The following is a 14,115-nucleotide window of genomic DNA, read 5'->3' on the forward strand; positions in this document are numbered from 1 at the left end:
GACGAATGTCATCTGTATAAATAGATTGCTATTAACATCTAAAATATCAAGACATAGCCTGACGATGGGGAGGAAGAGACGATTGTGTCGCATGTTGGATGCGAGGCACAATCTAATCGAAGGAGTTTGCTAATCGCCGTAAGGGCGGACTTTCGCACCGAAGGCGCCTCAACCGCATCAAGCAACTTTGCCTGCCGTCAGAGCGGTATGATGCTTTTCGATTTTGTCGGCGAGATAGCGACTATCTTCATCGATGGCGAGGAAGCGACCGGAACCCCAGGTATTTAGCCAACCCAAGCCAATAAAATAGAAGCCGGGAACATCGCAGACGCCGCGATCGAATACGGGTTTTCCGCGCGCGCCGAACACGTCCACGTCGATCCAAGAATAATCCGGTCGGAAGCCAATAGACCAGATGACCGACGTGATGCCGAGCGCCGTGGCATCGATCTCCGTCGTTTCCGTCTCCGGGCGCCACAGTTTCTGGAATGCAGGCTCCGCCGGTACTTCGATGCCGTTCTTCTCGATGTAGGCGTCGATCTGCTCGCGGATGCCGACATAGCTCTTGTCGGCATCGTCGAGATTCTTTTCGAGATCGGGATCAAAGCTAATTTTTGCGCCGTTCATGCCGGAAACAGAACCGTAAAGTGATACGCCGCTATCGACGACGAACCGGCGCAAATCGATTTCTTTGCCGCCGTCGCGACCGGACATGTAATGGTTGGTCTGCGTGAGTGCCTTCATCGGATCCGGGTGTTCGGCGATCGTGATGGCGTAGTGGCCCATGTCGTAGAGCCAGTCCGTTGCGTCACGACCGCGATACTTGCGCGGGCTGCGCGGCGCTGGGCCGACCGCCATGTGGACCTTCCGCCCGTCGCGAACGAGATCTTCCATGATCTGTACGCCGGACTGCCCCGTGCCGACAACGAGCGTCGCGCCTTCTGGGATCTGGGACGGCCGGCGGTAATCGACGGAATGAATTTGAGTGATCGCAGGATCGAGATCTTTCGCGTAGGGCGGCACGATCGGATTGTCATAACCGCCCGTTGCAATGACAACCTGATCGCAGATCCAGCTACCGATCGATGTTTCAATGGCGTATCCGCCTTGCTCGCGCGGAGCGATCCGCGTTACCGCGACGCCCTCACGGAGCGGCGGATTGAACGAGGATGCGAAGCCGTCGAGATAGTCCGTGATTTCGTCCTTCAGCATGAACCCGTTCGGATCATCGCCAGCATAGGGGTAACTCGGCAGTCTGCATTGCCAGTTCGGCGTGACGAGGCAGAACGTGTCCCAGCGGTTCACGCGCCAGGAGTGAAACTTCCTGTGGCGCTCGAAGACGATATGCGCAATTCGCTTTCGCGTTAGATAATAGCTCACTGAAAGTCCGGCCTGCCCGCCGCCTATAACGACGACAGGAATATGCGGTACGCCGATATCCTTCATATCCGTCTCCTTAAGTGGCCTGATGTCCAGACAAGCCACCTCGGCGTCTGGCGTCGCTTCGAACAATTTGACCCGTGTCTCGATGCGATCGAGCTGTCCCATGGCGGCGGCGCAGGCATATCCGTACTTGCGCATTACGCGTGATGAAGCGCGCTCCATCGCGATACGAGCGCGCAGAAGAAATTCCTGGAGCGGATAGCTCGCACCCGGCGTCAATAATTCCGATACAATGCTTGATGGCGAATAGCAGTTCTCCGTGCTGCCATCGGGCCAGCGCAGGGTGAAAGAGGTCTCAGGCATGTTCGCAATCCCTCTGCCGAAAGCCGAGATAGGGTTCGTTCGCGTAGTTCCAGAAGGCGGCCGTTTCACCGCCCGCAGAAAAGCGCACTTCGTCCCCGTGGAAGACACTCCCGATCACGGCCGCGCTGATGTCGCGATCGGCAAAGTGGCTGACGACGCGATCGGCGAACGCCACGGGTACGGCGAGAAGGAAGCCGTAGCTTGGGAATGCGCGCAGCCAACGCGATAGCGAAATGCCGGCAGGCGTATCGATCGCGTCGAGGTCGAGATCTATTCCGACGTCGGAGCTTTCCGCTAGCATCAGCGACGTGCCGGCAATACCGCTCTGGCTGACGTCCTTGCCTGCCGATACGAGATCGTCTTCGGCGAGACGCGGGAGAATCTCGAGATCGTTCCGAAGTCGGTCGGCCGGCGCGCCCTCTGCTGCGAAGAAGTTGTCGTAGTTGCGGAACGCACCGCGCCTGTCTATCGCGGCGATGATGACGTCGCCCGGCGTCGCGTCGAAACTCGTGATGATGGCCTTCGCGCGGCCTAAAACTGTCACGGCGAGGCTGAGCTCGGTTGCGGAAAAATTCGTATGGCCGCCGACAAGGGGCACGCCATAAGCATCCGAAGCGGCTTTGAGGCCGGCGAGGAGGGGCCTGGCGAGATCGCTATTCGGCGCCCAAATCTGGTCGATGAGCGCGACACCGCGTCCGCCCATCGCGGCGATGTCGGAAAGGTTCACCATCACGCCGCACCAGCCCGCGAACCACGGATCGCTCGTCACGAATTGCGGAATGAAGCCTTCGCCCGCGAGAAGGTCGTAGCCGCTGGCGCGCGGCAGGATCGCGGCGTCGTCTCCCGGGTGGCCGACGCTTTGTTGGGCGAGGCCAAGTCCCTTGGCAGCGTCGCTGATCGCCCGCTTGGATTGGATCGCAGGATGATTGCGCAGCTCTTCGATCAGAGCGTTGAGTGCTGAGGCCGTCATGCCGCGATCCTCCGCGGCTTGTGATACCAGCCCATGGCCTCGTTCAAGATCGGCGGATAGTGGGCGAGATCCGCGCTCATGAGTCCATGTGGTCTGCCGTGCAGTTCAACCATCTCAAGCAGCCGCCAGTTCAGACGGCGGAACAGGATGACGTTCTGCTCCTGCACATGCGCGTGAAAGGTGTGGCAGCCGCGCGTGTTCGCCAGCGAAACAGCGAAGCGGATCAGCTCAGCGCCCAAGCGGCCGACTTGGCGAAAGTTTCGGTCGACGACGAGGCGCGATCCCCACCAAAGACCGGGCTCGGCCTGGTGAATGCGGACTGTGCCGACCACCGCATCGGCTTCGTGTGCGTAGGTTGAGATCGCGACGAGATGCGTGGCGATCAGATCAATGTCGTCGCGGTCGTGCTCCTTGAAGATTTTCTGCTCTTCGACGAACACGCGCTTGCGCAGATCGGATGCGCCGCGCGCTTCCCAAGGCATGGAGGCCGCACGAATGAAATAGCCTGGGCACTGATACGGACGAGGCTCGATCTCGATCATTGCATCACTCGCAGCTTTTCATATGTTGAGAGGGCAGAGCAGGCGCCGCACTTGCCGCAACCAGCTTTGATGTTCTCCGATGCCATTCCTGCCGCGACGATCATTTGGCCCAACGGGCGCAGGATCGACGCCATGAAGTCGGCGCTGGGGGCCGGATGACTTTCGAGCGGCGTGCCGGAGATCGGGACGAAGGGGACAACGAAGGGATAGACGCCCATCGTCACGAGTTTCTCCGACACGGCCAGGATGGCGTCGGGCGTATCGCCGAGGCCGGCGAGGATGTAAGTGGAAACTTGTCCGCGTCCGAACACTTTCACGGCGGCTTCGAAGGACGAGAAATATTTGTCGAGCGGAACGGACGCCTTGCCGGGCATGATCTGTTCGCGGATTTCTTGCGTCACTGCTTCGAGATGCATGCCGAGCGCATCGACGCCTGCCTCCGCCATGCGCTGGTGCCAGATATCGTCGTCCGGCGGCTCGCATTGCGCTTGGATTGGGATATCGACGGCGGCTTTGACGGCGCGTGCACTGTCGGCAAGGACCGCGGCGCCGCGGTCCTTTCCGGGCGGCGTGCCGGTCGTCATCACCATGTGCTTGACGCCGTCGAGTTCGACGGCCGCCCTGGCGACCTCGGCCAACTGTTCCGGCGTCTTGCGCGCGATGGTGCGACCCGCAGCGAGACTCTGACCGATGGAACAGAACTGGCAGGTCTTCTTCCGGCTTTCATAGCGGATACAAGTCTGCAGAACCGTGGTCGCCAGAACGTCGCGCGAATGCAGCGTAGCGATGTGGCTGTAGGGGATGCCGTCTTCGGTCTGCAAATCATAGAAGCGTGGACGGCCGGGAAAGCGGATCTGCGCGATTTCGCGACCGTCTCTCGTAATGCGTGCGCGGCCATCGGAGCCCGGAGGCTCAACGAGAAACGGGCTTTCAAACGCAGGTGCGGTATGGACCGGCACCATCACCGTCTTATCGCCGATCGTCAGAGCCTTGTGGTCGGAGGGCCCTGCACCGCCACGGCGGCTTTCGTGGCCGGCGCGCGGATCCAAGAGACGTACGCCGCGTGTCTGAAGTTCGTTGATGAGCGCCGAGTCAGACATAGTTCGCCTCCTCCTCGATCGATTGCGACTCCGATGCTTGTGCTGCGTGCGATATCTCGCGGGCGTTCGCGGGGCGCGTGTCGTGGACGAGGTGCAACAGCTCCGGCCGCGCGTAATGGCCGACGCTGTCCATCATCCGCTTGCGCTTCGTGATGAGCCGCATGTCGAGGTCGGCGATGAGGATGCCTTCGCCATTCGTGATGGGATCAGCGAGATGGCGACCTTCGGGCGAGACGATGCAGGTCATACAGCCATCACGCATTGCGGATTGCAGCTTGGGATCGGGATGAATCGATGCGATCTGCTCTTCCGTGAGCCAAGCTGTGGCGTTGACGACGAAGCAGCCGGCTTCGAGAGCGTGATGGCGCATCGTCACCTCGATCTGCTCGCCGAAGATCGGACCTACAAGACTGCCGGGGAAATGCGCTGCGTGGATCTCCTCGTGCTGCGTCATCAAAGCGTAGCGGGCGAGCGGATTGTAATGCTCCCAGCAGGCGAGAGCGCCGACCCGGCCGACTTTCGTCTCGACGACCTTGAGCCCCGCGCCGTCGCCTTGGCCCCACACCATGCGCTCGTGATAGGTCGGCGTGATCTTGCGCCGCTTTAGTAAGAGCGAGCCATCGGCGTCGAAGATCAGTTGCGTATTGTAGAGTGAGCCATGGTCTCTCTCGTTCACGCCGAGAACGATAACGACGCCGCGCTTGCGGGCGATGTCGGCGACCGCGTTCGTATCCGCAGAGGGAACGACCACCGCCTCCTTATAAAGTTCAAGGTGCGGGGCGCCCTGAAGGACCGGAGGAAGGACGAACGAAAAGTAGGGGTAGTAAGGAACGAACGTTTCCGGGAAGACGATGAACTGCGCGCCTTTGTCGGCCGCCTCAGTGATGGCATTCAGCACGCGCTCGATCGTGCCAGCGCGGCCCTTGAGGTCGGGAGCAATCTGGACGGCGGCGGCGCGGATGGTATCAGTTCGCACGACTGTCTCTCCTTCTACGCAAGCATGTTGCCGGTTGGAGCCGGACCGGCTCGTGCGCGGTCCGGCTCAGGGATCAGACGGTCCAGGTGTCGAGGATGACGGCGTTGGCCTTCTTGTGCAGAAGGACGCAATCGAGAACGTCCTGTGGCGCTATCGGACGAATACCGGGGAGTAGAGACGGCTCGCCGTGGCCATAGAGTGCCTGCAGCGCAAAGCGGCAGGCGTAGACCTTGCCGCCTTCCTTCATGAACTTGTTGAGGTTGGCGGCGAAGTTCTGGTGGCCCGGGAAAGCTTCATCACCGAGGGTCGGGAAGCCGCGCTGTATGCCAAGCGTGACACCCGGCCCGTAGAGCAGGATCGACGTCTCGTAGCCTTTCCGGTTAAGGCGGATGGCATTCAAGATGTTGACCAGACCGATTGAGCCTTCGAAGGCCACGGTGTGGAACGTCACCAGGGCTTTCTCGCCGGGCGAGGCTTTGACATCCTCGAAGACCTTCTCCTCGTAGTCGACGAAGTAGTCGCCGGCCTTATGGGCTTCCTGGGTCACTTGCGGCATTGCGGGCCTCCTTGTTGCGCCAACATGATTGAGTGTTTCGTCGATAATATGCATACATTTGACGGTCAATAAGACAATCAATTATACATACAATATAGTCGCATAATTTTCTCTTTTGTCGATTTTTCTGGCACAATGGTGAGATTTTTGCTCGAAATTCCGGCGAAAGCAGTGCTTCAATTTCCAATATTTGCATGGCCTACATGCATACAATATTGCATCCATACAATCGGCTTCAATTTCCGTGCGGCATCACTTAATGGTTCGGTTGAGGAGAACGAGATGGCGACCTGGAGACCGACGCTCACCGACAGCGGCAAACCGCGATACCTGGCGATCGCCGACGCCGTGGAAGAGGACATCCGTAACGGCACCCTGGCGCCGGGGGATCGCCTGCCGCCTCAACGCAAGCTCGCCGAATGGCTTGGAATCGATTTCACGACGGTTTCGCGGGCCTACACGGAGGCGCAGTCGCGCGGGCTGATCGATAGCCACGTCGGACGCGGCACGTTCGTTCTCGGTACGGATGCGGGCGACGTCGGCCCTGATCCCGCGAGATCGAGTCAGGAAGATCTGGCCATGAACATGCCGCCGGAGCCGACCGACGCCGCACTTCTCGCCAAGATGCGCGAAGGGCTCGAGTACGTCTCGACCAACCTCATTCCGCTCCTTCGGTATCAGTCCGCGATTGGCGGCGAGAAAGACAAGATCGCTGCCTCGACTTGGCTATCGCTAAGGGGCATGGTGCCGAAACTCGACCGCGTGGCGGTGACGCCCGGCGCTCACGCGACGATGACTGCGATCCTGGCGACGATCACCAATCCCGGCGACATCGTTTTATGCGAGCGCATCACGTATCCAGGCATTCGCGCCATCGCCGGCCGCCTGCGTGTGAAGCTCGTTGGTGTCGAGATGGACGGCCAGGGCATTCTGCCTGATGCCATCGAGAAAGCCGTCATGGCATCGGGCGCGAAGGCGCTCTACCTCAATCCTACTTTGCAGAACCCGACAACGATAACGGTGCCGACCGAGCGCCGCTTGGAAATATCGCAGGTGCTTCGCAAACATGGATTGCCGCTGATAGAGGATGACGCCTATGGATTCATCCCGACCAAGGCCCCTGCACCGCTTGCGGTCTCGGCACCGGAGCTCAGTTGGTATATCGGTGGACTGGCAAAATGCATCGGCGCGGGTTTGCGTCTTGCGTATACGGTTGTGCCGTCGGCAAAGGACGCTTACGCGCTCGCCGAAGCCTTGAAGGCCGTCTCCGTGATGCCGTCTCCGCTCGGAATGGTGTTGGCGACACGCTGGATTGAAGATGGTACCGCGGACCGCATCCGCCGGTTCATCCGCGCCGAAACGGCGGCTCGTCAGCAGCTCGCCTCAGAAGTGCTAAAAGATTTCGATTACATCGCCGCCGAGAATGCCTTTAACGTCTGGCTTCGTTTGCCGGAAGGTGCTGGGCGCGCCGATATCATCGCCCGCATGGCTGGGCGGCATATCGGCATCATTCCATCCGACGCATTCACCGTTGGCGGTTCGCCGAGCGAGCATGTCCGTGTCTGCCTTGGAGGCTCGATCGGCCGTGAGGCGCTCAGATCGGGACTTCTCTTCATGTCGCACACGCTCACGCAGAACGCCTATTCCGGATAGCGGTCTCGTCGAACCGCCGAGGCAGAGCGCGTCGCCTTCTCCATGTCAGGCGGCTCTATAGGGTCGTGAAGGTCCACGATCGCGGCAACTCGCCGACGTTCATTGCAGCGATTGATGTGCAGGAATATCCAGCGTTCGGACCATTTCGCGGCAATCGAGCCTTTGCACATTTTTTCTGCAACGCGATGCCTGAAAACCGGTCCGCCGAATCCAAATCTTTGTGCGCCTTAAGACAAGTGCACCGGCGCGCGTCGGGCATAGGCTTCTCAATCGAAATCGGACCATGGCATGCGCCATGACGATGTCGAGGAGACCAGGATGCACAATCGTTATTCTCGTGAATGTCCGCGGATAGCTTCGAGCATGCGTTGGCGATGGATCGCCGTCCTCTTGGGCGCAGCGCTCGTCGCGAATATTTGCGGAACCGCTCCGGCGAGCGCGGCTCCCGATGCGTGCGCGGCGCTGCAGGCAAAGTATCCCGCATGGAAAGGCAAGACGCTCGTCAACGCCATCAACCCGCACACGCCGGGCTACGAAGCGCTCGATCCCAATGACCCGTCGAAGTACGTTGGCTACGATATCGATCTCGGCGAGGCGATCGGCGACTGCCTCGGCTTCAAGGTGACCTACAAGGCTGTGACGTTCGCGGCGCTTCTGACCACGCTTGCCAGCGGCCAGGCTGACATTGTCATCTCCGACATCTACGCCACCGAAGAGCGCGCGAAGGCCGCCGACTTCATCAAATACTCAAAAGTGTTCGATGGCGTCCTCGTGGCGAAAGGCAACCCGAAAAAGATCGACGGCATCAATCTCTCGATGTGCGGCGCTGCCGCTGCCGAGAACACGGGTTATGTCGAAGTGCCTTTGATTCAGGCTCTCGTTCCCGAGTGTAAGGCCGCCGGCAAGCCCGAGCCGACACTACAGCTCTACGACAATAACGCAGACTGCATTCAGGCCATTCTCGCGGGCCGCGCCGACACCTACGTCAACGACGTCAACACTGTCGATCAGGCCGTGAAGGCGTATCCGGACAAGCTCGAGAAGGCGGTCGCGGTGACGATCCCCTATTCGGTCGGCATCGCCGTTCCTAAGGACAAGCCTGAGTTCCGCGAGGCTGTCTTCGCCGCCCTCAAGGAAATTTATAAGTCTGGCACCCAGGCCGGGCTTCTGAAGAAGTGGGGCCTTGATCCGAACAATCTCGAAGAGCCGAGCATCCTGTCGGTTAAATAATGGATCTCTTCTTTCACTACCTCAGCCTGCCGTACCTGCTCCAAGGCATCTGGTTCACCGTCGAGGTGACCGCCTTGGGGCTGGCCGGCGGGCTCATCCTAGGCGTGATGCTCGCGAGCATGCAGCTGAGCCGGTATAAAATTCTCGCCGCCTTCGCCCGCGCATACACCGTGATTTTCCGAGGCACGCCGCTGATCCTGCAGATGGTGTTCGCCTACGATGCCTTGCCGCGCATCGGCCTGACGTTGAGCGCTATCGGCGCCGCGGGGCTGGCACTGGCCGCCAACGAAGCGCCCTTCATCGCTGAAATGCTGCGCGCCGGCGTGCTCGGCGTCGAACGTGGCCAGATCGCGGCCGGACAGGCTCTCGGCATGACGCCGGGAATGCTGATCCTTCGCATCATCGCACCGCAGGCGATGCGCACGATGATCCCGGCGATCGGCAACGAAACCGTCAGCGCCTTGAAGAATTCCTCGCTGGCGAGCGTGATCTCGGTGCAGGAGCTGACGCTGCGCAGCACGCAGCTCGCCTCATCGACCTTCGATTTCTTTTCGATCTTCTTCGCGTCGGGCCTGATCTATCTCGGTCTCACGACGACGGTCAGCATCATCCAGCTTGCGCTCGAACGCATATTCGATCTCGACCGGCCCAAGGGCGCATCGACCTGGGTGAACTTCCTTCCCTGGCGTACCGAGGTTCCCGTAACTCCCACTGAGCCGGCCGCGACTGATCCCGAACCGCCGCAGATTTCCGCGCTCGCGCCCAAAGCCGCCGCCCGTCGTGAAGCGGCCGCACGCGCGGCGACACTTGCCGGCAACGACGTGGCGGTTGAGGTGAAAGGTCTGCGCAAGAGCTACGGCAAACAGCCGGTGCTCGACGGCGTCGATCTCGGCGTCCAGTTCGGCGAAGTCATCGCGCTTCTCGGGCCGAGCGGCTCCGGCAAGAGCACACTGCTTCGCTGCATCAATCACCTCGAAAGCTGGGACGCGGGCTCCGTTCTCGTCGCGGGTCGCCGACTCGACGTCAGCGAGAGCGGACGAGCCCTGACGCCGCGCGAAATCGCAAATGAGCGCGCGAGTGTCGGCGTCGGCATGGTATTCCAGCATTTCAATCTCTTCGCCCATCTGACGGCGCTAGAGAATATTGCGGGGCCTCTGCGCTGGATTCACGGCATGTCGCGCCCAGATGCGGAAAAGCGCGCCCGGTCGCTGCTCGCCCGTGTCGGCCTCAGCGACCGTGCCGATGCTTTGCCGCGGCATCTGTCGGGCGGACAGCAGCAGCGCGTCGCCATCGCCCGCGCGCTCGCACCCTATCCGAGCGTCCTGCTGCTCGATGAGCCAACGTCCGCGCTCGATCCGGAGCTCATCAGCGAAGTGCTCGATGTCATCCGCCAACTCGCCGTCGAGGACGGCCTGACGATGATCATCGCCACGCACCAGATCCGTTTCGCCGATGAGGTCGCCGATCGCGTCGCGTTCCTGAGCGGCGGCGCCATCATCGAGCAGGGGCCGGCGCACGAGGTTCTGAGCAACCCCAAGCATGCGCTGACGCAGCGCTTCTTGAGCATGATGGAAGGCGACAAGGCGCCGAAGCGCTCGGCATGAGCAGCCATTCGACAGACCATCCTAACCGCGCGCAAGAGGAATTCAAATGAAGCACTATAATCTGCCGGTTTCGCCCGCGACGATCCACTGGGGCTACTTCAGCAAGATCGTCACGCCGGCGCTGACATTGAAATCCGGCGACCGCGCCACTATCGAAACGCTGACGCACCACGCCAACGACGATTACGAGAGGATGATCGCCGATGATCCCGGCGCCGAGAGCGTGTTCAAATGGACGAAGGAACAAAAAAACGTCGCCCGCCGGGGTGCCGGCCCGACCGAAGGCCCCTTCGTACGCGGATCGGGCGAAGGCGTCGGCGTCCATATCCTGACCGGCCCCGTCGCCATCGAGAATGCCGAGCCCGGCGACGTGCTCGAAGTCCGCATTCTCGACATCCGCCCGCGCCCGTGCTGCCACGTTGCCCACGCTGGCCGCTGCTTCGGCTCGAATGCCGCCGCGAACTGGGGCTTCCATTATAATGATCTGATCGAGGAGCCGAAGCCGCGCGAGGTCATCACGATCTTCGAACTCGATACGTCCGGCGAACCGTTCGCCAAGGCCGTCTACAACTACGTGTGGGTGCCGCAGACCGATCCTGACGGCATCGTGCATTCGACCATCGATTATCCGGGCGTCCGGGTCGATCACACGATCGTCAAGAAGCGCGAGAACATCCTGCCGAACGTTAAGGTTCCCGCCCGCCTTCACTTCGGCACCATGGGCCTCGCGCCGAGCGAGCAGGATTTCGTCAGCTCGATTCCGCCGAGCTACACCGGTGGCAATATCGACGACTGGCGCATCGGCAAGGGCGCGCGCATGTATTACCCGGTCGCGGTGCCGGGCGCATATTTCTCGGTCGGCGATCCGCACGCCGCACAGGGCGACAGCGAGCTTGCCGGAACCGCCATCGAGACGTCGCTGACGGGCGATTTCGAATTCATCCTGCACAAGCATCGCGATCTCGGCGGCACGCCGCTCGAAGGCCTGACGCATCCGATGCTAGAGACCGAAAGTGCGTGGTCGGTCTACGGCTTCACGTACCCCAATTATCTCGCCGAGCTCGGTCCCGGCGCGCAGACGGAGGTTGGCAAGCACTCGAGCCTCGACCGCGCCATGCGAGACGCTTTCCGCAAGCTGCGCCGCTTCCTGATGACGGTTCACGGCCTGAGCGAGGACGAGGCGATTTCGCTGATGTCGGTCGGCGCCGATTTTGGCGTGACGCAGGTGGTGGACGCGAATTGGGGCGTTCACGGCACCATCAGAAAGAACGTGTTCGTCGGCGATTGAGTGCCCGCCTTGCGGCCCTATCTTGGATCGCCGCCACCCAACGGCTGTGTCAGCGGAGAATAAGCAGTGACTTGGCACGCGGGTTGCGAAGCGTCGTTGATGATGAACCAACGCACCGGATTTCAGCCGTTCTCCAGCGAGTCCTATCCCGAGGATGCTCGCACCGAGGCCTGGCAAGACGTCCTGAAGATCGCCGGATTGCAGGGCACGTCCCCATCTTGGGGGCAGAGCCGGCACGCCACGGCTTCCTATCGCCAGGCCGAGGGTGTTGCCCTCGTGAGGTTGTCCGCTGGCCCGCAGTCGGTTGCGCCACTTTCGGGCGGCGGCAGGGACCTGCCATTAGCGCTGATGCCTATTGAGGATGACCTCTGTCTGAAGACGTCCGACGGCCATCTAACCGTTTCGGCGAAAGAGCTTGTACTCGTGCCGCGCCGGAGCGGATCGACCCTTATTTTCCAGAAGACAATGCGCGCGCTCGTTCTCTCCGTCTCACCGGAAGCCTATCACGGCCGCAAGATCGACATGCGCGGGCTTCGCAAGGCGCAGGTCGTCGAACGCAGCGGCCTCAGCGAAGTTTTTGTGCAGATGCTCGAAACGGCGTCGCTCTGGATCGAAACGCTGTCGGATCCCGAGTGGCTGGCACTCGCCCGCAGCCTCAGCGATTTCTTGCCGCTGTTCCTGCCGAAGCTGTTGCCTTCTGATGAGCCCGTTGGCACGCATTCGCAAAGCGCCATCCTGCATCGGCTCTGCCAGACGATCGAATACCGACTTGGCGATCCTGATCTCAGCCCCTCGCGCATTGCCGTGATCGAAGGCATATCCGAGCGCTACGTGCAGAAACTGTTCGTCGGCATGGGGAGCAATTTCACCACTTACATTCGCGAACGGCGCTTGCAGCGGGCGTGGGCCGATCTATCAAACCCGGCCGACGCCCATCAATCGATTTCCGAGATCGCCTATCGCGTCGGCTTCTGCGATCCCGCCCACTTCAGCCGCGCCTTCCGTCACCGCTTCGGCATTCCACCGCGCGAGTTCCGCCGTCAGGAGGCCGAACGCGTGACGGCTTCCGCCGCAACGACGGGCCAGCGCGGTTGGCCGGCCGACGCCCTCGCGCAGTTGCGCGGCGCGTATCCTGTGCCAATCCCGCGCCCGAAAGCTCTGACATCGCTCGGGCGCGCCGCCGCGGGTAAGCACCATCACCATCTCGCAGTCAATGCCGGCAACGTCCATTGGGGCTACTTCTCGCGCTCCCTCCAGCCGCGCATCGAGATCAACTCCGGCGACGCGATTACCATCGAGACGCTGACGCAGCACGCCTCCGACGATCCCGAGCGCATGATCGCTGGCGATCCCGGTGCCGAAAGCGTCTTCCACTGGACGGCCGAGAAAAAGAACGTCGACCGTCGCGGCGCTGGACCTATGGACGCGTCCGTCTACGGTCGCGGCGCGGGCGAAGGCTTTGGCGTTCACATCTGCACCGGCCCGGTAGCGATCCGCGATGCCGAGCCCGGCGATGTGCTCGAAGTCCGCATCCTCGACATCGTCCCGCGCCGCAGCCGCAATCCAGACTTCAAAGGCCGGTCATTCGGCAGCAACGTCGCGGCGTGGTGGGGCTATCACTATAGCGAAATCATTACCGAGCCGAAGCAGCGCGAGACGGTAACGATCTACGAGATCTTCGAAAAGGACGAAGATCCGCACGCGCGCGCGGTCTATTCCTATTTGTGGGAGCAGCAGATCGATCCGTCGGGTGTGCTCCACGACACCTATGACTATCCGGGCATTCCGATAGCACCCGAGACGGTGAGACGACGCCACGCCGTGCTCGACGGCATCCGCGTTCCGCTTCGGCCGCATTTCGGTGTGATCGCGGTCGCGCCGGCTGAAGCGGAATTCGTCGATTCAGTTCCGCCCTCCTACTTTGGCGGCAACGTCGACAATTGGCGGCTCGGCAAGGGCGCGACGATCTATCTGCCGGTGTCTGTCGCCGGCGCGCTGCTCTCGGTTGGTGACCCTCACGCGGCCCAAGGCGACGGCGAACTCGGCGGCACCGCGATCGAATGCTCGATGACGGGCACATTCCAGATCGTGCTTCACAAGAAGGCTGACCTCCCGGGCACGGTTCTCGCCGATCTCACCTATCCGCTGATCGAAACCGAAACCGACTGGGTGCTGACAGGTTTCAGTCATCCGAACTATCTCGCTGAATTCGGCGCCCAGGGGCAGAGCGAAGTCTACAACACGTCGTCGCTCGATCTCGCGATGAAGGATGCGTTCCGCAAGATGCGCCGCTTCCTGATGACGATCAAAGGTCTCAGCGAAGATGAAGCCATCACACTGATGTCGGTTGCGGTCGATTTTGGAGTGACCCAGGTCGTGGATGGGAACTGGGGCGTCCACGCGATCCTGAGCAAAAGCGTCTTCGACGAGCCGAAATCCGATTTTTGAAG

General features: G+C 61.2%; 11 protein-coding genes. 5 read left to right on the forward strand and 6 right to left on the reverse strand.

Annotated features, from left to right (window positions below):
- Window positions 1-177 precede the first annotated feature (177 nt).
- From RLW55_RS11235 to RLW55_RS11260, 6 genes are all read right to left on the reverse strand, one after another.
- Window positions 178-1,746 (reverse strand): MSMEG_0569 family flavin-dependent oxidoreductase, encoded by a 1,569-nt coding sequence (locus RLW55_RS11235; RefSeq protein ID WP_423414229.1) that lies wholly within the window; start codon window positions 1,744-1,746, stop codon window positions 178-180.
- Window positions 1,739-2,716: a sll0787 family AIR synthase-like protein gene (locus RLW55_RS11240; RefSeq protein ID WP_423414230.1), complete on the reverse strand. Its 978-nt coding sequence runs from the start codon at window positions 2,714-2,716 to the stop codon at window positions 1,739-1,741. The genes RLW55_RS11235 and RLW55_RS11240 overlap by 8 nt, the downstream gene beginning before the upstream one ends.
- Window positions 2,713-3,258 carry an MSMEG_0567/Sll0786 family nitrogen starvation N-acetyltransferase gene (locus RLW55_RS11245; protein ID WP_423414231.1) on the reverse strand — a complete coding sequence of 182 codons (546 nt, stop codon included), beginning with the start codon at window positions 3,256-3,258 and terminating at the stop codon, window positions 2,713-2,715. The genes RLW55_RS11240 and RLW55_RS11245 overlap by 4 nt, the downstream gene beginning before the upstream one ends.
- Entirely contained in the window at window positions 3,255-4,358 is a 1,104-nt protein-coding gene (locus tag RLW55_RS11250; RefSeq protein ID WP_423414232.1) for an MSMEG_0568 family radical SAM protein, read from the reverse strand. The genes RLW55_RS11245 and RLW55_RS11250 overlap by 4 nt, the downstream gene beginning before the upstream one ends.
- A complete protein-coding gene (locus RLW55_RS11255) occupies window positions 4,351-5,334 on the reverse strand; it encodes a Nit6803 family nitrilase (RefSeq protein ID WP_409560700.1) in 984 nt (327 codons plus the stop codon). Before RLW55_RS11255 ends, RLW55_RS11250 begins: the two co-directional genes overlap by 8 nt.
- Before the next feature lie 73 nt (window positions 5,335-5,407).
- Complete coding sequence (locus RLW55_RS11260) at window positions 5,408-5,890, reverse strand: MSMEG_0572/Sll0783 family nitrogen starvation response protein (protein WP_013948649.1); 483 nt, start codon at window positions 5,888-5,890, stop codon at window positions 5,408-5,410.
- A gap of 282 nt (window positions 5,891-6,172) precedes the next feature.
- Between RLW55_RS11260 and RLW55_RS11265 the strand changes: the two genes are divergently transcribed.
- The 5 genes from RLW55_RS11265 (at window position 6,173) to RLW55_RS11285 (ending at window position 14,113) form a co-directional block, all read left to right on the forward strand.
- Window positions 6,173-7,543 carry a PLP-dependent aminotransferase family protein gene (locus RLW55_RS11265; RefSeq protein ID WP_423414233.1) on the forward strand — a complete coding sequence of 457 codons (1,371 nt, stop codon included), beginning with the start codon at window positions 6,173-6,175 and terminating at the stop codon, window positions 7,541-7,543.
- 363 nt (window positions 7,544-7,906) lie between these two features.
- Entirely contained in the window at window positions 7,907-8,773 is an 867-nt protein-coding gene (locus tag RLW55_RS11270) for an ABC transporter substrate-binding protein (protein WP_423414234.1), read from the forward strand.
- Window positions 8,773-10,377 (forward strand): amino acid ABC transporter permease/ATP-binding protein, encoded by a 1,605-nt coding sequence (locus RLW55_RS11275; RefSeq protein ID WP_423414235.1) that lies wholly within the window; start codon window positions 8,773-8,775, stop codon window positions 10,375-10,377. Before RLW55_RS11270 ends, RLW55_RS11275 begins: the two co-directional genes overlap by 1 nt.
- A 46-nt stretch (window positions 10,378-10,423) precedes the next feature.
- The gene (locus RLW55_RS11280) at window positions 10,424-11,665 is read left to right on the forward strand and encodes an acetamidase/formamidase family protein (protein ID WP_409560695.1); all 1,242 of its coding nucleotides are present in this window, start codon (window positions 10,424-10,426) and stop codon (window positions 11,663-11,665) included.
- A 102-nt stretch (window positions 11,666-11,767) separates the two neighbouring features.
- A complete protein-coding gene (locus RLW55_RS11285; protein WP_423416410.1) occupies window positions 11,768-14,113 on the forward strand; it encodes an acetamidase/formamidase family protein in 2,346 nt (781 codons plus the stop codon).
- Window positions 14,114-14,115: the final 2 nt, after the last annotated feature.

This window comes from Hyphomicrobium sp. B1 (assembly GCF_049532635.1).
Classification (GTDB): domain Bacteria; phylum Pseudomonadota; class Alphaproteobacteria; order Rhizobiales; family Hyphomicrobiaceae; genus Hyphomicrobium_B.

Coding starts and splice junctions, on each gene's coding strand:
- RLW55_RS11260 (WP_013948649.1), bottom strand. CDS start 5,890: ATGCCGCAAGTGACCCAGGAAGCCCATAAGGCCGGCGACTACTTCGTC.
- RLW55_RS11235 (WP_423414229.1), bottom strand. CDS start 1,746: ATGCCTGAGACCTCTTTCACCCTGCGCTGGCCCGATGGCAGCACGGAG.
- RLW55_RS11245 (WP_423414231.1), bottom strand. CDS start 3,258: ATGATCGAGATCGAGCCTCGTCCGTATCAGTGCCCAGGCTATTTCATT.
- RLW55_RS11250 (WP_423414232.1), bottom strand. CDS start 4,358: ATGTCTGACTCGGCGCTCATCAACGAACTTCAGACACGCGGCGTACGT.
- RLW55_RS11240 (WP_423414230.1), bottom strand. CDS start 2,716: ATGACGGCCTCAGCACTCAACGCTCTGATCGAAGAGCTGCGCAATCAT.
- RLW55_RS11270 (WP_423414234.1), top strand. CDS start 7,907: ATGCGTTGGCGATGGATCGCCGTCCTCTTGGGCGCAGCGCTCGTCGCG.
- RLW55_RS11285 (WP_423416410.1), top strand. CDS start 11,768: ATGAACCAACGCACCGGATTTCAGCCGTTCTCCAGCGAGTCCTATCCC.
- RLW55_RS11280 (WP_409560695.1), top strand. CDS start 10,424: ATGAAGCACTATAATCTGCCGGTTTCGCCCGCGACGATCCACTGGGGC.
- RLW55_RS11265 (WP_423414233.1), top strand. CDS start 6,173: ATGGCGACCTGGAGACCGACGCTCACCGACAGCGGCAAACCGCGATAC.
- RLW55_RS11275 (WP_423414235.1), top strand. CDS start 8,773: ATGGATCTCTTCTTTCACTACCTCAGCCTGCCGTACCTGCTCCAAGGC.